At 63.2% G+C, this 19,403-nt stretch carries 14 protein-coding genes; 6 read left to right on the top strand and 8 right to left on the bottom strand.

All coding sequences use genetic code 11. The features are described from left to right. The first annotated feature begins 16 nt into the window (after positions 1–16). Positions 17–865 carry a carboxylating nicotinate-nucleotide diphosphorylase gene (gene nadC / locus HALZIN_RS0105590; RefSeq protein WP_031383253.1) on the top strand — a complete coding sequence of 283 codons (849 nt, stop codon included), beginning with the start codon at positions 17–19 and terminating at the stop codon, positions 863–865. Positions 866–1,047: 182 nt separating this feature from the next. Here the strand turns inward: nadC (HALZIN_RS0105590) and aroQ are convergent, their stop codons facing one another. From aroQ to HALZIN_RS0105575, 3 genes are all read right to left on the bottom strand, one after another. Next, positions 1,048–1,479, bottom strand: a complete 432-nt coding sequence (aroQ, locus tag HALZIN_RS0105585; RefSeq protein WP_031383252.1) for a type II 3-dehydroquinate dehydratase — start codon at positions 1,477–1,479, stop codon at positions 1,048–1,050. Beyond that, entirely contained in the window at positions 1,476–2,342 is an 867-nt protein-coding gene (locus HALZIN_RS0105580; protein WP_031383251.1) for a shikimate dehydrogenase family protein, read from the bottom strand. The genes aroQ and HALZIN_RS0105580 overlap by 4 nt, the downstream gene beginning before the upstream one ends. A gap of 61 nt (positions 2,343–2,403) precedes the next feature. Then, positions 2,404–4,248: a bifunctional sugar phosphate isomerase/epimerase/4-hydroxyphenylpyruvate dioxygenase family protein gene (locus HALZIN_RS0105575; RefSeq protein ID WP_031383250.1), complete on the bottom strand. Its 1,845-nt coding sequence runs from the start codon at positions 4,246–4,248 to the stop codon at positions 2,404–2,406. Between the two features lie 387 nt (positions 4,249–4,635). Here HALZIN_RS0105575 and HALZIN_RS0105570 point away from each other — a divergent pair, with 387 nt between their 5' ends. The 4 genes from HALZIN_RS0105570 (at position 4,636) to HALZIN_RS0105555 (ending at position 8,421) form a co-directional block, all read left to right on the top strand. Next, positions 4,636–5,637, top strand: coding sequence for a tripartite tricarboxylate transporter substrate binding protein (locus HALZIN_RS0105570; protein WP_031383249.1), 1,002 nt, complete (start codon positions 4,636–4,638; stop codon positions 5,635–5,637). A 62-nt stretch (positions 5,638–5,699) separates the two neighbouring features. Further along, on the top strand, positions 5,700–6,170 hold the full coding sequence (locus tag HALZIN_RS0105565) for a tripartite tricarboxylate transporter TctB family protein (protein ID WP_031383248.1): 471 nt from the start codon (positions 5,700–5,702) through the stop codon (positions 6,168–6,170). 18 nt (positions 6,171–6,188) lie between these two features. Further along, a complete protein-coding gene (locus tag HALZIN_RS0105560; RefSeq protein WP_031383247.1) occupies positions 6,189–7,688 on the top strand; it encodes a tripartite tricarboxylate transporter permease in 1,500 nt (499 codons plus the stop codon). Between the two features lie 55 nt (positions 7,689–7,743). Next, a complete protein-coding gene (locus tag HALZIN_RS0105555; RefSeq protein WP_031383246.1) occupies positions 7,744–8,421 on the top strand; it encodes an HAD family hydrolase in 678 nt (225 codons plus the stop codon). Positions 8,422–8,432: 11 nt separating this feature from the next. Here HALZIN_RS0105555 and HALZIN_RS0105550 read toward each other — a convergent pair whose 3' ends face one another. The 5 genes from HALZIN_RS0105550 to ampD all read right to left on the bottom strand — a co-directional run bounded on the left by HALZIN_RS0105550 (position 8,433) and on the right by ampD (position 18,416). Further along, positions 8,433–9,188, bottom strand: coding sequence for a hypothetical protein (locus HALZIN_RS0105550; RefSeq protein ID WP_031383245.1), 756 nt, complete (start codon positions 9,186–9,188; stop codon positions 8,433–8,435). 165 nt (positions 9,189–9,353) lie between these two features. Further along, the gene (glnE, locus tag HALZIN_RS0105545) at positions 9,354–12,365 is read right to left on the bottom strand and encodes a bifunctional [glutamate--ammonia ligase]-adenylyl-L-tyrosine phosphorylase/[glutamate--ammonia-ligase] adenylyltransferase (protein WP_031383244.1); all 3,012 of its coding nucleotides are present in this window, start codon (positions 12,363–12,365) and stop codon (positions 9,354–9,356) included. A gap of 219 nt (positions 12,366–12,584) precedes the next feature. Beyond that, complete coding sequence (gene aceF / locus HALZIN_RS0105540) at positions 12,585–14,741, bottom strand: dihydrolipoyllysine-residue acetyltransferase (protein WP_031383243.1); 2,157 nt, start codon at positions 14,739–14,741, stop codon at positions 12,585–12,587. 120 nt (positions 14,742–14,861) lie between these two features. Beyond that, complete coding sequence (gene aceE, locus HALZIN_RS0105535) at positions 14,862–17,549, bottom strand: pyruvate dehydrogenase (acetyl-transferring), homodimeric type (protein ID WP_031383242.1); 2,688 nt, start codon at positions 17,547–17,549, stop codon at positions 14,862–14,864. Positions 17,550–17,855: 306 nt separating this feature from the next. Beyond that, positions 17,856–18,416 (bottom strand): 1,6-anhydro-N-acetylmuramyl-L-alanine amidase AmpD, encoded by a 561-nt coding sequence (gene ampD, locus HALZIN_RS0105530; RefSeq protein ID WP_031383241.1) that lies wholly within the window; start codon positions 18,414–18,416, stop codon positions 17,856–17,858. 76 nt (positions 18,417–18,492) lie between these two features. Between ampD and nadC (HALZIN_RS0105525) the strand changes: the two genes are divergently transcribed. Further along, positions 18,493–19,347 (top strand): carboxylating nicotinate-nucleotide diphosphorylase, encoded by an 855-nt coding sequence (gene nadC, locus HALZIN_RS0105525; protein WP_031383240.1) that lies wholly within the window; start codon positions 18,493–18,495, stop codon positions 19,345–19,347. Positions 19,348–19,403 lie beyond the last annotated feature (56 nt).

Genomic DNA, 19,403 nt, shown 5'->3' with positions numbered 1-19,403 from the left:
TAAAAGGACCATCCTGATGTACGAGATTGACAAAGAGGCCCTTGCACGAGCCATCCACGACAACGTCGCCGCAGCACTTCTGGAGGACATCGGCAGTGGCGATATCACTAGCCACCTGATTCCCGAGAACATTCACGCCGAAGCCACTGTCACGACAAGGGAACGTGCCATAATGTGTGGTAGCCGATGGGTCGATGAGGTTTTCCGAGAAATTGACCAAGGCGTGAAGATCGAGTGGGTAGCTTCGGACGGAGACATGGTCGAAGCCAATACCCCGTTGTGTCACCTGTCAGGTTCAGCCCGCTCCCTCTTGAGCGGTGAGCGTAGCGCTCTCAACTTCCTGCAGCTGCTGATGGGGATCGCTACGCGTTGTCATGCCTATTCAACCCTGGTCGGCAATACACACGCCAAGCTCCTGGATACTCGCAAGACGTTGCCCGGTCTACGCCTGGCGCAGAAGTATGCTGTAACCTGTGGTGGCTGCCATTCCCACCGGACAGGTCTCTATGACGGTTTCCTCATCAAGGAAAACCATATCATGTCCTGCGGTGGTATCAGCGAAGCCATAACAGCGGCAAGGCAGACGGGACTGGAGGCTCCTATCGAGATCGAAGTTGAAAACCTTTCCGAGCTGAAACAAGCTCTCGCAGCCAAAGCCGATATTATCATGCTGGACAATTTCACCCTTGATGACATGTATTCAGCCGTCCAGTTGAACAATGGCAGCGCTGTACTGGAAGCGTCGGGCGGTATTACTGAAAATACGCTGGCCGATATCGCTCAGACGGGAGTCGATTACATTTCTCTGGGAACCCTCACGAAGGATATCAAGGCAGCAGACCTGTCAATGCGTCTGTCTCTCTAGCAATTCCTTCCCTCATAGGATGGTTTACTCAAGTGGCTCATCAGCTACGATCAACACCTCTTTGGCGCTCGGCGCACTAGACGCATTGCTTTTTCGACAGGGGATTCTCAGCAGATCCCCTCTTTCTCCGGGCCCGAGCAAAACGCCATGGCGGGGAAATTGCGCCATAGGCGCTGGAAATATCAGGAAAGGGTGTCGAGCGCCAGCAGATAGCCCCGGCTGCCCAGCCCGGCGATCACACCGTCGGCGCGCCGCGAGACGTAGGAGTGATGACGAAACGCCTCACGCTTGTGGATGTTGGAAAGATGCACCTCGATGACCTGGCCCTCGTAAGCGTTGAGGGCGTCGAGGATCGCCACCGAAGTGTGCGTGTAGGCCGCGGGGTTGATGACGATCAGATCGGTGCCGTCGGTCCGCGCGGTCTGGATGGCATCGATCAGCTCGCCCTCGTGGTTGCTCTGCCGGCAGGCGATATCCCAGCCGTTGATCGCGGCCTTCTCATAGAGCCGGTTATTGATGTCGTCGAGCGTCTCGTGGCCATAGATCTCCGGCTGGCGGGTGCCCAGCAGGTTGAGGTTGGGGCCGTGCAGGATTAGCACCTTGGACGCGCTCATGCCTCGTTCTCCTTCATCAGTTCACGCTTGTAGTGGGCAAACAGCGCCGCGGCCTGCTTCTCGACCAGCGCCCGCTTGTCGGCATCTTCGCAGAAGAACTTGAAGGCATCGACACCCTGGAACACGAACAGGCTCACCCCGCTGACCACCTGCGCGCCCATCGTCTTCGCCGCGGCGATGAACTCGGTCACCGCCGGGACGTAGACGGCGTCGAATATCCATTGATGACCCTGAATCGCCGAGCTGGGCAACGGGCAGCCGGGACTCTTCTCGTGACCGATCGGCGTGCAGTTGACCAGCCCGTCGCAACGCGCCGCGGTCGTTTCCAGTTCTTCGGCGATAATCGTCGATGCCGGGAAACCGGCGCGCTTCAACTCCTCGGCGAGCCGGCGCGATTTGTCGGGGTCCAGGTCGAGCAGGACGATCTCCGTGGCGCCCAGCTTGCCCAGGCCGAAGGCCACCGCCTTGCCCACGCCGCCGGTGCCAACCAGCAGCACGCGCCCCGGCCGGCGCTCGCCGAGGGTCGCCCGATAGCCGTTGATGAAGCCGGTGAAGTCGGTGTTCTCGGCCTGAACTGCGCCATTCTCGAAGATCAGCGTGTTGGCCGCGCCGACCAGCCGCGCGCCCTCGCCCATCGTCGTCGCGACCTCGAGTGCGGCTTCCTTGTACGGATAGGTGACGTTGACGCCGCGATAGCCCTGCGCCATCACTTCGCGGACCTGGCTGTCGAGCGACTCGATGGGCTGCTCGTTGGCATCGAAGAGATCGTAGCTGGCGGGAATGCCCGTCAGCTTGCCCAGCCGAACATGCAAGTCCGGCGAGCTGGAATTCATGATCGCCCTGCCGATCAGACCGAGTTTCATGCACTGTCTCCATTGCGGGAACCGCCCTGGCGAGCCCCCGGTTGCATAGCGGTGATTGCGTTCAGCGCTGGGCGGCCTGCGCGGCCAGGCGAATCGGGGCATTCACCGCACCGAACTGCGAATAGTCGCCCCGTCGTTCGACCACCTCGAAGAAGAACCGGTCCATGAAGGTCTCGGTATAGGCGTGGAAGAATTCGCCGTCGTCGTTGCGGTCGTAAAGGATATTGCGGGTCCGCATCGCCTCGAGCAGGCTATCGTCGAGCTCGAACCGCGCCGCCAGGTCGTCGTAGTAGTTGGCCGGAATGCGCAGCATCGGCAGGCCGCGCGCGCGCATGGCATCGACGGTGGCGAAGATCTCGCCGGTGGCGAAGGCGATCTGCTGCACGCCGCCCTGATGCGCCGACAGAAAGCGCCCCGATTGGGTGTCCGAGGCCGACGAGACGTTGAGCGGAAGGCGAATCGAGCCCTCCGGGCTGGTTACCGTCTGGCTGATCATCATGCCGCGGGGATCGGCTATCTCGTGCTCGCTGCCGGCGGCAAAACCGAACACGCTGCGATAGAACAACAGCCAGCCGAGCTGCTGGGTGGGCGGCAGCACATAGGACATGTGATCGACGTTGAGCAGACCGGTGCCTTGATCGGAGGCGTCGTCGAACAGCGTGAAGTCGGTTCGCCACTGCACGTCGCGGGCCTGGGCGTCGTTGACCAGGTAGATCAGGCTGCCCTCGATCCCGCGCAACGCCGGAATCTGCATCTCGCCCTCGCCCACCGGACCGCGAAACAGCGGCGCCTGATAGATGCGCGCCCGGGCCATGGCGGTGTCAAGATCGCTGACCCTAAAGCCCACCGCGCATACCGAGGTGCCATGCAGCAGGCGGAAGGTATGCGCGAAGCTGTCGGTCTCGAAGTTAAGCACCAGATGGATGTCGCCCTGGCGCCACAGTTCGACGTTCTTCGAGCGGTGCCGGCCGATGTGCTGGAAGCCCAGCGCCGAGAGGAATTCGCCGAGCGGTGCGGCACTGCCCTCATCGAGGGTGAACTCGATGAAGTGAATCCCGCGGTAGTCGGGCTGCGCCGGGGCCGGCTGCGACCAGGGCGCGCCTTCGGCGCATTGCTCGAGCCAGATCAGCGAGCGCAGCCCGTCCCTGGCGGTGGCGTCGCTCGGCGCGGCGCGAAAGGCGTCGTTGAAGATCTCCAGCGACAGCGGCCCGTCGTAGCCGGTCCTGGCCAGCGCCTGCATGAACGCCTCGAGCGGCAGCCGGCCCTGGCCGGGGAAGCAGCGAAAGTGCCGGCTCCATTGCAGCACGTCCATGTCCAGCAGCGGCGCGTCGGCGATCTGCACGAAGGCGATCTTGTCGGCGGGAATGCTCGCCAGGGTGTCGAGTTCGAAGCCACGCGAGAGAATATGAAAGCTGTCGAGAACCACCCCCAGCGCCGGATGGTCGGCACGTCTCACCGCCTCCCAGGCCACCCGGTAGTCGCTGATATGACGTCCCCAGGCCAACGCCTCGAAGCCGACGCGCAGACCACGCTTGCCGGCCAGCTCGGCCAGTTCGCGCAGGTCGTCGATCACCCGCTGCAGGTCGTCGATGCACTGCGGCGAGACGTTGCTGCAGACCAGCAGGAAGTCGGTGCCCAACTCCTCCATGAGATCGAACTTGCGCTCGGCGCGCTCGAGATTGCGCCGACGCTGCGGCTCGGGCATCGCCTCGAAATCGCGAAACGGCTGGAAGGCGACGATCCGCAGGCCGAGCGATTCGCACAACGCGCGTACGTCGCTTGGCGAGCCATCGAAGGACAACAGGTCATTTTCGAATATCTCCACCCCGTCGTAGCCTGCGCGCGCGACGGCTTCCAGTTTGCTGCGCAGGTCACCGCTGAGGCATACGGTGGCTATGGCTCGCATGAGATACTCTCCTGATTTGTCGGGCAAGATACCGTCATCGACGTTGGCGCCCTAGTATAAGATAGCGGGTGCTGGACGGCTCGTTGTTCGCATAGCGTTCGTTAGTTCGCATTATGGACTCCCGGAGCACGATCCTGTCAAGCGCGTTTACCCAGTGAGCCCCCATGAATCGGGGCCTCAGGCGCCTGAAGAGCAGTTCTGGCACGACGTTCCATATTTGCTTCGACATTGGTCGTAGTCGGGCGTTAGGCGATTGACAGCATCACGTGCCGCCTCTAGTTTGTTCGCAGGTAGGACGACGATTCGCCTATCGAACACAAATACCATTGCGACGATGTCGGGCACTCTAAAAAATAACGCGTCGCACCGTCTGGAGGATAACAGCCCATGATCAAGCAACTACTTACCGGCCTGGCGCTCTCGGCCGGAACCCTGGCAGCCATTTCGCCTGCCTTCGCCGAGTACCCAGAGCGCAATATCCAAGGCATCATCCAGTGGGGTGCCGGCGGCGCTACGGATACGGTCGCACGCAGCCTGACGCCATACGTCGAGGACGCGCTGGGCACCGACATCATTCTCAACAATCGTCCGGGTGGCACCGGCGTGATCGGTATGAACGCTGTTATGCAACAGCCCGCGAACGGCTACACCGTACTTTACGGCGCCGAAAACCCGCAGCTTTACCCCATCATGGGACTGGCAGACTTCGACTATAGTGCCATGACGCCGATCAACGTGATCGGTCAGGGTCTGGTGGTTATCGCCGCACCAGCCGACAGCCAGTTCGACAACTTCAAGGAGTTGCTCGATTATGCCAATAAGAATCCAGGCAAGCTGCGCATGGGAGGCACTGGCGCGGGTGGTCTACCGAGCACCATTCTAGCAATGGTCAACTCGGTCAGCAGTCTGGACGTGCGCAATGTGACCTTCGGCGGCGATGGCCCGGGAATCACCGCGCTGCTCGGTAGTCATATCGACTTCATGCCGCTGAGCTTGGCCGCAGCCCAGGATCAGATAGCCGCCGGGCGTCTTAAGGGCCTGGCCGTGTTCACCAAGGAAAAGATCGAAGAACTGCCCAATACGCCGCCGATCACCCAGGCACTGCCCGAAATCGAATCGTATCTACCCTGGGGGCCGTTCTGGGCCGTAGCCGTGAACAAGGACACACCGGAAGACATCGTCGCTACTCTCAGCGAGGCCTATCAGAAGGGCGTGGCCAATGAGAATTTTCAGAAATTCCTCTCAGAGAACGGCGCAAAGTCACTTAACCTGCAAGGTGAAAAAGCCGAAGAGTTCCTGAACCGTTGGCAGTCGGTAACCGCCTGGGCCCTACAGAAGGCAGATGCAGCCAAGATCTCACCGGAAGATGTCGGCATCCCCAAGCCATAATCCTCTGACCTGCAAGGCGACGGTGGGATAACAATCCCGCCGTCGCTCACATGGAGACACCCATGTCCAACGAACAGCAACTCAAGACAGGGGAACGCGCCTTCAACGCGCTGCTGCTCCTGCTCAGCGTGGGCGTGTTCTACGAGGCCTACCAGATCGCCGGTTTCGATCTACCCAACTCTGCCGGGGCCTTTCCCCTCCTGCTGGGGGCGATCATGATCGGCTCGATGCTGGCCATTCTCTGGGGTCAGCGCCATCATCCCAAACCGGATACAACAGGCGCCCTCGACGAGGCCCGCCAATTCGTCCAACAGCATTTCCCACTGCCGATCGTAATCTTCTCCGTACTGGCTCTCTGCTACCTGTTCCTGCTTGAACTGGTCGGATTCCTCCCGGCGACGGTGCTCTTCCTGTTCGTCTCGCAGGTCTTTCTGCGCCGTGGTCGTTTCCTGGCGTCCCTGATCATCACCGCGGTGGCGACCGGCGTCATCTACGCCCTGTTCAAGCTGCTATTTCAGGTCTACCTGCCCTGACCGACCGAGGTTCCCAGCATGGCTGACTCGATTTCCTATTTCCTGATGGCATGGCTCGACCCGTCACTGTTGATGCTGACAGCCATAGGCACGCTAGCGGGCATTTATATCGGCGCGATTCCCGGCCTTTCGGTGACCATGGCCACGTCGATCCTGATCTCCTTCACTTTCTCCTGGGACATCAACGATGCCTTGGCGTTGATAGTGGGCATCTACACCGGCGGCGTCTACGGCGGCTCGCGCACCGCGATCATGCTCAACATTCCCGGCGCCCCCTCGTCGGTGGCGACCTCGTTCGACGGCTACCCGTTGGCCCAGCAGGGCGAGGCTGGCCGCGCCATCGGCCTGAGCACGGTGATGTCGGTGATCGGCGGCCTGCTCGGCACCCTGGTGCTGGCCAGTGTTGCCCCCTTTCTCGCCGATATGGCGCTGGAATTCGCTCCGCGTGACTACTTTCTGATCGCCGCCCTGGGTCTGCTGCTGGTCGGAAGTTTGGCCGCCGAGTCGCTGTCCCGCGGCATCTTCGCCGCTGCCATGGGCGCGGTCATCGGTCTGGTAGGCCTCGACCAGGTCACCGCAGAGCCGCGCTTCACCATGGGCAGCATGCAACTGATGGGCGGCATTAATTATGTCGTAGTGATGATCGGCATGTTCGGTGTCGCTGAGGCATTCTTTCAGCTCCATCAGCTCAACGCCCAGCCGGTGCGCCAGAAGGTCGACAAGATCATTCCCTCGTTCAAACTGGTGCGCAAGTACCTACCGCTGTCGATCCGTACCTCGTTGATAGGGGTGATCGTCGGCGCGCTGCCCGGCACCGGTGGCGACATTGCCTCGCTGTTCGCCTACGACCATGCCAAGCGCTCGGTCAAGAACCCCAGCAAGCCATTCGGCCAGGGTGCCTACGAAGGCCTGGTGGCCCCCGAAACCGCCAACAACGCCGCGGTCGGCGGGGCCTACGTGCCGATGCTGACGCTGGGCATGCCCGGCGACGCGGTCACTGCGATCATCATCGGCGCGCTGATCATCCACGGCCTCAACCCTGGCCCGATGTTGATGATCCAGACGCCGTATATCTTCTGGTTTACGGTCGGTAACCTTGCGCTGGCCAACATCTTCCTGCTGATATTCGGCCTCACCGGTATCAAGATCTTCGCCAAGGTAGTCGAACTGCCCAAGGCGATCCTGATTCCGCTGATTTTGGTGTTGTCTGTGGTGGGCAGCTACTCGCTCAACAGCAGTATGACCGAAGTCTATTGGATGCTCGGTTTCGGCCTGCTCGGCTACTTTATGAAGATATACCGCTTCCAGATGGGCCCGGTCATTCTCGGCGTGATCCTCGGTCCGCTGATGGATCAGACCTATCGCCAGGCGATGTCATCGGTGGGCGACGACTCTGGAGCCTTCCTGTTGTCGCTGGTCACCAATCCGCTGTCGCTGGTGCTAACCATCGCTGTGGTACTGCTGCTGCTGAGCAACACACCGCTGAAGCAGTTGTTAAAGCGCCGCAATCAAGCATAATGGCCAAGGCCCGGGTCTGCCCGGGCTTTTTCATGGATTCGCTCACGAGTTGTTCATGTCCGATGCCATCGAGCCCCACTTCGACGCCCTTGTCTTCGATTGCGACGGGGTCATTCTCGACTCGGCGACACTCAAGCGCAGCGCCTTCGCCGAATTCTATCGAGACGAACCCGAACCGCTGCGTCAGGCCATTCATGCCTATCTGGCGCGCGGCGGCGGCCAGCCACGCGACGTCAAGTTCCACCACATCGAGGCGCACATTCTCGGCCGACCGGTCTCCGAGACACGCATCCGTGAGCTATCCCAGGCTTTCGCCGAGCATATCGAGGCGCGGGTCGCCGATGCGCCCATGCTGCCCGGGGCCCACGAATTCCTGCAACGCTGGCAGGGCCGTCTGCCATTGTTCCTGCTTTCGGCGACCCCCCAGATGGAGCTGCGTCGGGTGATCGAACGGCGCGGCCTGAGCGGGTTGTTCGACGCGGTACTCGGCGCGCCGCCGGACAAGGCCAACGGCCTGCGCAATCTGATCGATCAACACGGCTTCGATGCAGCGTGTACCGTGATGATCGGCGATTCCTACAACGACTACCGGGCCGCACGCTCCAATGGCACACATTTTCTCGGCATCCTTGCCGGCGACGCCAGTCATTCACCGTTCCCGACCAATAGCGTCATCCTGCCGGACCTCACCGATCTAGAGGACGGTCTCGCCCGGTTGCCGACAGCGGATTGATCCGTGCGAGTTCACTGCGTATCGCTCGGTTTCTCCTCATCCTGTTGCTGTGCCTGGAACGACGAAGACGCGCTGAAGTTGGTCGAATTGAAGCGCTGGATCTGCTTGCGCAGTTCACGACGCTGGCGCATCGAGGCCATGCGCTTGGTGTCCCAGCTTTCCGGTACCAACGAACAGTAGACACCATTGTCTGAAAGCGTGAACGAGCGCTCGGCGCCGATCGGCATGTCCTCGGGACCGTAGATGCCCACCAGCCGAATGGTCAGCCTGTCCAGCGTCAGGTCGCCCTTGGGCCGGTGGTGCTCTATCTCGATGCCTTCATCCCTGGCCATCCGGGCAATCAGGTCGTTGAAGGTACCGATATGCAGGAAATCGCCCGACCCCAGCGGCCCCTGACGGGTGTTCTCTCTGACGCTCGAGTCATTGAGAACGCGCCGCGACTTGCGATTCTCCTCCTCGTTACTGCCCAGATCATCGTCGTCGCTGTACTGTTGCTCGAAATCGGTGACATCCATGACGATCTGCCCCCGGGAGGTGTCCAGCGTGGCGATGATGTACTCGATGAACACCGATTCGGCGCTCATGTTGCTGATGATGCACAGCGCGTTGATATCCTTCTTCTTGCCGCGGTTGATGATCAGCCGTGGCCGGCGCTGGCGGCGAAAGCCCAGATACAGCAGCTGCGCGTAGACCAGCCAGATCAGCAGCGTGCCTAAATTGATGATGAGACTGAGCAGTTTCTGATGCTGCGAGATCCAGTCGAGCATAACGGTCCTTGTCATTGCCTCCCGAAAACTGGCGTGGACTCCGCCTCGCCATGGAGCGAGAGACTAGTCGAACGCTATCCGCCCTGCATTATCCTGTAGCAAGCCTAGTCAAGGCTGAGCATAAACCTGCATGGCGACAGCACGCTGTATCAGATGGCCTCTCGATTAATCGCCCGGCGCCAGCCAGCGTTGCCAGAGATCGCTCACCGCCCGACGATGGTCGACGAAATCCTCCGCCGCTACGCGCCCGCCCTGCTTGGTCAACGCCTGGCGATGGCTGGTGTTGCGGTAGGCCAGATACGCCTCGCGCAACGCCCTGGCGTCGTTGGCGGGCAGGCGGCCGGTCGCCTCGAGGGTTTCCAGCAGCCGCATGTTGTCGCTGAACGCGAGCAGCGCCGGCTCGTCGTGGCTCATCGCCAGTACCGCGTACTGACAGAGGAACTCGATGTCGATCATGCCGCCGGCATCCTGCTTGATGTCGAAGCGCCCCGCCTCGCGTTCGCTGGCCCGACTGCCCAGGTGATCGCGCATCTTGTGGCGCATCGCCACTACCTCGTCACGCAGTGCCTGAGACTCGCGCGCGCGGCCCAGCACCTCGCCGCGGATCGCCGCGAAGCGCTCCTCGAGCATTGCGTCGCCCGCGACGACCCGGGCGCGCACCAGCGCCTGGTGCTCCCAGGTCCAGGCCTGGTTGCGCTGATAGTCGGCGAAGGCCTCGAGACTGCTGACCAGCAGCCCCGAGTTGCCCGAGGGACGCAGGCGCATGTCGACCTCGTAGAGCGCCCCGGCCGGGGTCACCGCGGTCAATAGATGAATGATGCGCTGGCCCAGACGAGTGAAGAACACCGGGTTGTCGATCGCTCGCTTGCCATCGGTGCTGCCCTTCAGCGCGCCGTCGTGAACGAACACCAGGTCGAGATCCGAGCCGTAGCCAAGCTCGATTCCGCCCAGCTTGCCATAGCCGACGATCAGGAATTCGGGCCTGTGGCGATCGACCCGCGAGCCGTCGCGCCGCTGCGGACGGCCATGCTTGTTGGTCAGGTTGCGCCAGGCCATCGCCAGTACCTGGTCGAGCACCACCTCGGCGATGAAGGTCAGGTAGTCGCTGACCTTCATCAAGGTGCGCGCTCCGGCAATGTCCGAGGCGGCTACGTGCAGTACCTGGGCGTGCTTGAAGACTCTCAGCGCCTCGAGCTGGGCCTCCTCGTCGTCCTCGGGAATTCGCGCCAGCGCCTGGCGCAGCTCATCGGCCAGGCGTGTCTTGTCGGCCGGCGAATAGAGGGTCGCCGGGGTCAGCAATTCGTCGAGCAGCACCGGATGACGGGCCAGTTGCTCGGCGATCCATGGGCTGGCGGCGCACAGCCGCATCAGATGGCCCAGCGCTTCGGGATTCTCGCGCAGCAGCGCCAGGTAGGCGGTGCGCCGCAGCACCGCCTCGACCAGCGGCAGGGCGCGCTCCAGCGCAGTACTCGGCGCCGCGCTGTCGGCGGCGGCATCCAGCAGCAGCGGCATCAGCGCATCGAGGCGCTCGAAGCCGATCCGCTGCATGCCCTGCACGGCGCGCGACTCGCGCAGCCCGTTAATCCGGCGCAGCGACACGGGCGCCTCGAAGCTTGCCCTGTCGAGCAGCGCCTGCGCCTCGCTCTCGGCCAATTCGCCGCGCCACAGCGCACGCCATTCGTCGAGCGGCACCGTCGCCTCGTCGGCCTGCGCGTCCGCCGCCGACGTCTCGCTGTCGTCTTCGGGATCGGCGATCACCGCATCGAAATGCCCGCGAATCCGTTCGCGGACCTCGTCGAGCCGGGCGATCAGCGCCGGCCAGTCATCGAACCAGACCTCGCCCCGGCTCATGCCCAGCGCCACCCGTTCGCGTTCGTCGGCAGCGTCGGGCAACGTCTGGGTCTGGCGGTCGTCGAGCGCCTGCAGGACGTGCTCGAGATCGCGCAGGAAAGCGTAATCCGGGGTGAGCTCGTCGACCACCGCCTGGGGCAGCAGCTCGAGGGGCGCCAGGCGTTCGAGGGCCGCCTTGAGCGAGGCGACCTGCAACTCGGTATCGCGCCCGCCGCGGATCAGCTGGAAGGCCTGGATCACGAATTCGGCCTCGCGGATGCCGCCGGGACCCAGCTTGATGTTGCCGGCCATGCCCTTGCGCCGCACCTCGCGATTGATCAGCGACTTCATTTCGCGCAGCGATTCGATCGCGCCGAAATCCAGGTACTTGCGGTAGACGAACGGGCGCAGCTCGGCGAGCAGTGCGCGGCCGGCCTCGATGTCGCCAGCCACCGGGCGTGCCTTGAGCATCGCGTAGCGCTCCCATTCGCGACCCTGGTCCTGATAGTAGCTGGCCAGCATGGCGAAGCTGCCGACCAGCGGCCCGCCATCGCCCAGCGGGCGCAAGCGCATGTCGACGCGAAACGCGAAGCCGTCGGCGGTGACGGCGTCGAGCGCGCCGATCAGTTTCTGGCCCAGGCGGGTGAAGTATTCCTGATGGTCGTACTCGCGCTTGCCGCCCTGGGTGGTGCCCTTCTCGGGGTAGGCGAAGATCAGGTCGACGTCCGACGACAGGTTGAGCTCGCCGGCGCCCAGCTTGCCCATGCCCAGCACCACCAGGCGCTGCGCTTCGCCGTCGGCGGTCGTCGCCGGCCGCCCCCAGCGTGGCGCGAAGTGCGCCTCCAGCCAGCCGAGCGCACCCTCGAGACAGCTCTCGGCAAGCCGCGAGACGCTGGCCGCGGTCTGCCACATGTCGACGCCTTGGGGGCGGATCAGATCGCGCCAGACGATACCCAGCATGCGCGCGCGCCGAAAGCGCCGCAGCGCGGCATGCAGCTGGCTCTCGTCGGCGGCCCGCTCGAGGGCGTCGGCCAGCAGCCGATCGTACTGCTCGCGCTCCGGGGCGCGATCCAGTTCGCCCTCGGCATCCAGATAGCCCAGCCAGCCGGGGAAGCGGATCAGACTCTCGGCAACCAGATTGGAGACCGCCAGCACCCGGGCCAGCTCGCCACGCCGCGCCTGACTCAGCGCTGCCCAGACCTCGCCCGGCGGCTCCTCCGCGTTGCGCCCGGCGCGGCCATCCGCCTCGTCGAGGGACTCGCGCAGTCGCTGCTCGAGCTGACCCAGTCTCGGATGCAGCGCAGCGGGAATGTCGGTCAGCGGCAGGAAGCCTTCGGATAGCGCCATGGATACGTCCTGAAACGGTGAATGAGCAAGCGGCAGCTCTTTGAGCAGGCCCTTGTCCTTGCTCGCTCTAGCATAGCGAACGGCCCGCCAACACTGAACCGCCGCCCCGGGTCCAATGGTCGGCACGCCGCCAAGCACGCATAAAAAAACGGCGCCCCGCATGGAGCGCCGTTTACGTCTGCCGCATGCCCAGCGGGAATCCCGCTCGGCATCAGCGCATCACATCAGCAGGCGCCGGATATCGCTCAACGCCTGCGCCAGGAACGCCGTGAAGCGTGCCGCATCGGCGCCATTGACCGCCCGGTGGTCGTAGGAGAGACACAGCGGCATCATCAGCCGCGGCGTGAACTCGGCCCCGTCCCACACCGGCTTCATCTGCGACTTGGAGATCCCCAGGATCGCCACTTCCGGCGCATTGACGATTGGCGTGAAGGCGGTACCGCCGATCGAACCGAGACTGGAAATGGTGAAGCAACCGCCCTGCATCTCCTCGCGCTTGAGCTTCTTGCTCTGCGCTTTCTTGGCCAGCTCGACGGACTCCTTGGCCAGCTCGATCAGCGACTTCTGATCGGCGTTGCGGATCACCGGCACCATCAGGCCGTCCGGCGTGTCCACGGCGATACCGATGTGCACGTACTTCTTCCACACCAGGGTTTCGCCGTCGCTCTTCAGGCTGACGTTGAACTGCGGATACTGACGCAGCGCATAGGCGCAGGCCTTGACCAGGAACGGCAGCGGCGTGAGCTTGGCGCCCTGAGCCTCGGCCTCGGCTTTCATCGACTTGCGAAAGGCTTCCAGCTCGGTGATGTCGGCCTCGTCGAACTGGGTGACGTGAGGCAGGTTGACCCAACTGCGGTGCAGGTTGGTCGCGCCCATCTTCATCAGCCGACCCATCGGCTTCTCTTCGACCTCGCCGAACTGGCTGAAGTCGACGTCGGGGATCGGCGGGATGCCCGAGCCGCCAGCGGCCGGTGCCGACGGCTTGGCGCCGCCCTCCTGCTGGGCCTTCATCGCCTGCTTGACGTAGGCATGGACGTCTTCCTTGAGCACCCGCTCCTTGGGACCGCTGGGTTTGACCCGCGCCAGCTCGACGCCCAGCTCGCGGGCCAGCATGCGCACCGCCGGGCCGGCGTGCACGAGCTTGCCGTCGCGCGGTTGCTCGGCCGGCGCCGCCGGCTGCTTGGCGCCGGAGTCGGCCTTGGGCTGCGACTTGGCCTCAGCCTTGCCGGCACTCTTGTCGCTCTGCTTGCCCGAAGCTGCTTCCCGCTTGGGCGACTCGCTCTGCTTGGGCTTGGACGGCTTGGCGCCGACCACCTCGACATAGCCGATCAAGTCGCCCTCGGAGACGGTATCGCCCTCCTTCACGGCAAGCTCGACCAGCTTGCCCTTGAAGGGGCTGGGCACGTCCATCGAGGCCTTGTCGGATTCCAGCGTGATCAGCGGATCTTCCTCGTTGATCTCGTCGCCCTCGGCGACCGCCAGCTCGATGATCGGTACGTTCTCGCTGCCGCCGATATCGGGAACGCGAATCTCCTTGCGCTGGGATTCGCCTTCGTCCTCCGTGCCTTCAGACGCTTCGGCCTCGTCGGATTCGGTGCTTTCACCTTCCGCCTCGCCGCCGCTCGCCTGCTCGGGCTCGCTCTCGGACTCGTCTTCGCCGCCTTCTTCGCCGCTACGCGCGTCCGAGATCTCCATGGTGCCGATCAGGTCGCCCTCGGAGACGGTGTCGCCCTCCTTGACCGCCAGCGAGACCAGCTTGCCGCTATACGGGCTGGGCACGTCCATCGAGGCCTTGTCGGATTCCAGCGTGATCAGCGGATCTTCCTCGCTGACCTCGTCGCCCTCGGCGACCGCCAGCTCGATGATCGGCACGTCTTCACTGCCGCCGATATCGGGAACCTTGATCTCGACGGTACGCTTGCCGCCCGACTTCTTGGCCGGCTGGGCATCGCTCTTGGACGAACCGGAGTCGGCGCTCTTGCCGTCCTGGGAGTCGGCGCTCTTGCCGTCCTGCTTGGTCTCGTCCTGCTTGGTCTCGTCCTGCTTGGCCGACTTTTCCTGCTTCTCGTCGGCGCCCTGCTCGTCTTCCGAGGTCGCTTGTTCGTCTTCCGAGGTCGCTTGTTCGCTCTTGCCGCCATCCTCGGCCTCGAGCTCGAGAATGTCGTCGCCTTCGGAAACGCTATCGCCTTCCTTGACCAGTACCTTGACCACCTTGCCGCCCTTGGGCGCCGGGACATCCATGCTGGCCTTGTCGGACTCGAGGGTGATCATGGTGTCTTCGGCGGCGATCTGGTCGCCTTCGGACACCGCGATCTCGATGATTTCGACGTCGGTGCTGCCACCGATGTCGGGGACTTTGATGATTTCGCTACTCAAGGTCGCGCTCCTTTCTAATCATGCTCGCCGCAGGCGCAAATCGTGCAGGGCAGGCGGGCTACGCTGGCATGTCTTTGCAGCATAGCTCGCCTGTCACCTGATCAGCCGTTCGCAGGCGCCTCAGGAGTTCACCGGGTTCGGCTTGTTCGGATCGATGCCGTACTTGTTCATGGCATCCGCGACGACCTTGCGGTCGACTTCGCCACGCTCGGCCAACGCGCGCAGCGCGGCTACGGCGACGTAGTAACGATCCACCTCGAAGAAGCGCCGCAGCGCCTCGCGGGTGTCCGAACGCCCGTAGCCATCGGTGCCCAGCACATGAAAGTCGCCGGGTACCCAGGCGCGCACCTGATCGGCATAGAGCCGCATGTAATCGGTCGAGGCGATCACCGGACCTTCGCGACCCTCCAGCTGCTGCATGATCCAGGGCTTTTCGCGCTCGTCGTCCGCCGACAGGAACTGGTAGCGATCGTAGTCGAGGGCTTCGCGACGCAGCTCGTTGAAGCTGGTCACGCTCCACACGTCGGCAACGACGCCATGCTCGTCGGCCAGCATCTCGGCAGCGGCCTCGACCTCGCGCAGGATGGTACCGCTGCCCAGCAGCTGCACACGCGGCGCTTTCTTCTTGCCCGCCTCGCCTTCGTGCAGCAGATACATGCCGCGCACGATGCCTTCCTCGCAACCTTCCGGCATCTCGGGGTGCGAGTAGTTCTCGTTCATCACCGTCAGATAGTAGAAGCAGTTCTCACGGTCCTGGAACATTCGCTTCATGCCGTCCTGCAGGATCACCGCGACCTCGTGACCGTAGCAGGGGTCGTAGGAACGGCAGGTCGGCACGGTCGACATCAGGATGTGGCTATGGCCGTCCTGGTGCTGCAGGCCTTCACCGTTGATGGTGGTGCGCCCGGCGGTACCGCCGATCATGAAGCCGCGCGCCTGCAGGTCCCCGGCGGCCCAGACCAGGTCGCCGACGCGCTGATAGCCGAACATCGAATAGTAGATGTAGAACGGGATCAGCGTCAGGTCATGGTTGGCGTAGGCGGTTGCCGCGGCCAGCCAGGCGGACATCGAACCGGCCTCGGTGATGCCTTCCTCGAGGATCTGGCCCTTCTTGTCCTCGCGGTAGTACATGATCTGGCCGGCATCGACCGGATCGTACTTCTGCCCGCCGGAGGCGTAGATGCCTAACTGGCGGAACATGCCCTCCATGCCGAAGGTACGCGCCTCGTCGGGGATGATCGGTACCACCCGCGAGCCCAGCTGCTTGTGCTTGACCAGCCCGTTGAGCACCCGCACGAACGACATGGTGGTCGAGACTTCGCGATCGCCCGAGCCCTTGGTCTGGGTGGCGAACATCTTGTCGTCCAGCCCCGGAATCTCGAGGGCCTCGTAATCGGTGCGCCGCTTGGGCAGGAAGCCGCCGAGTCTCTCGCGCTGGAGATGCAGGTACTTCATCTCCGGGCTGTCTTCCTCGGGCTTGTAGTAGGGTATCTCGCCGTTTTCCAGTTGCTTGTCGGAGACAGGAATGCCGAAACGATCGCGGAACGCCTTGAGGGCCTTGTCCTCCATGGACTTGATCTGGTGGGCTTCCATGTCGGCCTCGCCGCTGCCGCCGCCCATGCCGTAGCCCTTGACGGTGTGCGCAAGGATCACCGTGGGGCGATCGCCGGCATTGTTGACCGCCTCATGATAGGCCGCGTAGACCTTCTGCGGATCGTGGCCTCCGCGATTGAGACGGAAGATATCCTCGTCGGAGTAGTCCTCGACCAGCTTGCGGGTTTCTTCGTACTTGCCGAAGAAATGCTCGCGGGTGTAGGCGCCGCCGTTGGCCTTGTAGTTCTGGTATTCGCCGTCGACCGCCTCGTCCATGCGCTTTTGCAGCATGTCGTGCTTGTCGCGCTCGAGCAGCGGGTCCCACAGACCGCCCCAAACCACCTTGATGACATTCCAGCCGGCCCCGCGGAACACGCCCTCGAGTTCGTCCATGATCCGCGAGTTGCCGCGCACCGGGCCGTCGAGACGCTGCAGGTTGCAGTTGATCACGAAGATCAGGTTGCCCAGCTGCTCGCGGCTCGCCAGGTGCAGCGCACCCAGCGATTCCGGCTCGTCGCACTCGCCGTCGCCGAGGAACGCCCAGACCTTGCGATCGCGCATGTCGGTCAGCTCCCGCGAGTCCATGTACTTCATGACGTGCGCTTGGTAGATCGCCTGGATCGGCCCCAGCCCCATGGAAACGGTGGGGAACTGCCAGTAGTCGGGCATCAGGTAGGGGTGCGGGTAGGAGGGCAGCCCCTCGCCGTCGGCCTCCTGACGAAAACCGTCCATCTGCTCTTCGGTGAGCCGGCCCTCGAGGAAGGAACGCGCATAGATACCCGGCGTCACATGACCCTGGATGTAGATGAGATCGCCCTTGTGCTCGCCGTCGTCGGCACGGAAGAAGTGATTGAAACCGACTTCGTAGAGCGTTGCGCAGGATTGATAGCTGGCAAGGTGGCCGCCCAATCCCTTGTGCTTCTTGTTGGCACGCAGAACCTGGGCCATGGCGTTCCAGCGAATTGCCGAACGCAGCTTGCGCTCGATGAACATGTCGCCGGGGATCTTCGCCTCGCGATGAACCGGAATGGTATTGCGATGGGGCGTGGTCACAGAGAACGGCGGGACCCTGCCATCGCGGCGCAGCCGGTCGGCCAGACGACTCAACAGATACTGAGCACGCTCCTCGCCTTCCCGATCGACGACCGATACCAGGGAATCAACCCATTCCGAGGTTTCGGTCGGATCGATATCTTCTCTTGCCTCCAGACTCATAAGACGTGTCTCCGAATGAAGATAAGGTGTCAGTCTGCCTCCACACGACAGGTGGCGACATTGGGCGCTCTTCAGTGCGAGCCGACCTTTCTGGGGGCCGTGTCTCCGTCAAACAGGGTTTGTAATCGCTTTACAAACAGATATGCGATCGTCACAAATACCGGCTCGAAGATACCGCAAACGTCCCTGTCTGCCAATTGGTGAAAGCCTGGAAATATTTTCCATAATTGTATATTGCATAGCAACATTAGCTACTTGCCGATGAGGCTCTACCGCTCGGCCGTTGAGTGTAGCCTAGCTACAAATTCAGCGTTTGGCGGCCAAACGCTGACGAAAATAGGCCCAATCGAAACACGGCCCGGGATCGCTCTTGCGCAACGGGGCGATTCGCGCATGGCCGGTAATGCGCTGCGCGGTCAACTGCGGGTAGTTGTCCAGCAGGCTCGCCACCACCCGGGCCAGTGCCCGGTACTGGGCGTCGCGATAGGGCTGGACGTCGTCGCCTTCGAGCTCGATGCCGATACTGAAGTCGTTGAGCTCGACGCGTTCGCGTTCACCGTCGAACCAGCGCGAGCGCCCGGCATGCCAGGCGCGCCGCTCGAAGGGCACGAACTGCACCAGCTCCCCGTCGCGGCGAATCAACAGGTGGGCCGAGACGCGCAGTCCCTCGAGCGTCCGGAAGTAGCCATGCGCCGCGCCATCGAGGCGATTGGTGAACAACCGCTCGATCGCATCGCTGCCGAACTCGCCCGGCGGCAGGCTGATGGCGTGAATCACCAGCGCCGATATCTCGCCCTGCGGACGCTCGTTGCAGTTGGGCGAGGCGACGCGACGCGCCTCGGCCAACCACCCCCGGGTAATCTGCACGTTTCCTCCCCTGCCGCAAGTGCCCGGCATTCTCTATAATGGGCGCATTGTCGCACACCAACGAGCAGGGAAAGCCATGCACTACTACGAGGCCCTCGCCGAGGAGATCCGCATCAGCGCCGCCCGGCTGCTGGCCGAAGACGTCGGTCCCGGCGATATCACCGCCCAGCTGATTCCCGAGCGTCAGTGGGCATCCGCCCGGGTGATCACCCGAGAAAACGCGGTGCTGTGCGGCGTGGCCTGGGTCGACGAGCTGTTCCGGCGCCTCGACCATCGCGTCGAGCTGATCTGGCACGCCGCCGATGGCGACGCCCTGCAAGCCGACCAGTGCTTCCTCGAGTTGCAGGGGCCCGCGCGCAGCCTGCTGACCGGCGAACGCCCGGCGCTCAATCTGCTGCAGACGCTGTCGGCCACCGCCACCCGCGCCCGCTACTACGCCGATCGCGTCGCCGACACCGGCGTGCGGCTGCTCGATACTCGCAAGACGCTGCCCGGGCTGCGTCTGGCCCAGAAATATGCCGTGACCTGTGGCGGTTGCTACAATCACCGCATCGGCCTCTACGATGCCTTTTTGATCAAGGAAAACCATATCGCCGCCTGCGGCAGCATCGCGGCCGCCGTGCACGAGGCGCGCGACATCGCCCGCGACCTTTCGGTCGAGGTCGAGGTCGAGAACCTCGATGAACTGGCCCAGGCGCTCGAGGCACATGCCGACGTGGTGATGCTCGACAACTTCTCGCTCGACGACCTGCGCGAAGCGGTACGGCTGAACGCCGGCAAGGCGACCCTGGAAGCCTCGGGCAACGTCAGCGAAACCACGCTTGAGTCGATCGCCGCCACCGGTGTCGATTGCATCTCGATCGGCGCACTGACCAAGGACATCAAGGCAATCGATCTGTCGATGCGCATCGATCACGTCGAGACTCGCTGATTGATCTGCAAATCACTCGCCGTGTGTTGTCTCGCCGGGCGCGCGCCTCGCCGGCA

This window comes from Halomonas zincidurans B6 (assembly GCF_000731955.1).
Classification (GTDB): domain Bacteria; phylum Pseudomonadota; class Gammaproteobacteria; order Pseudomonadales; family Halomonadaceae; genus Modicisalibacter; species Modicisalibacter zincidurans.
This window is presented reverse-complemented; position numbering and strand designations above follow the sequence as displayed.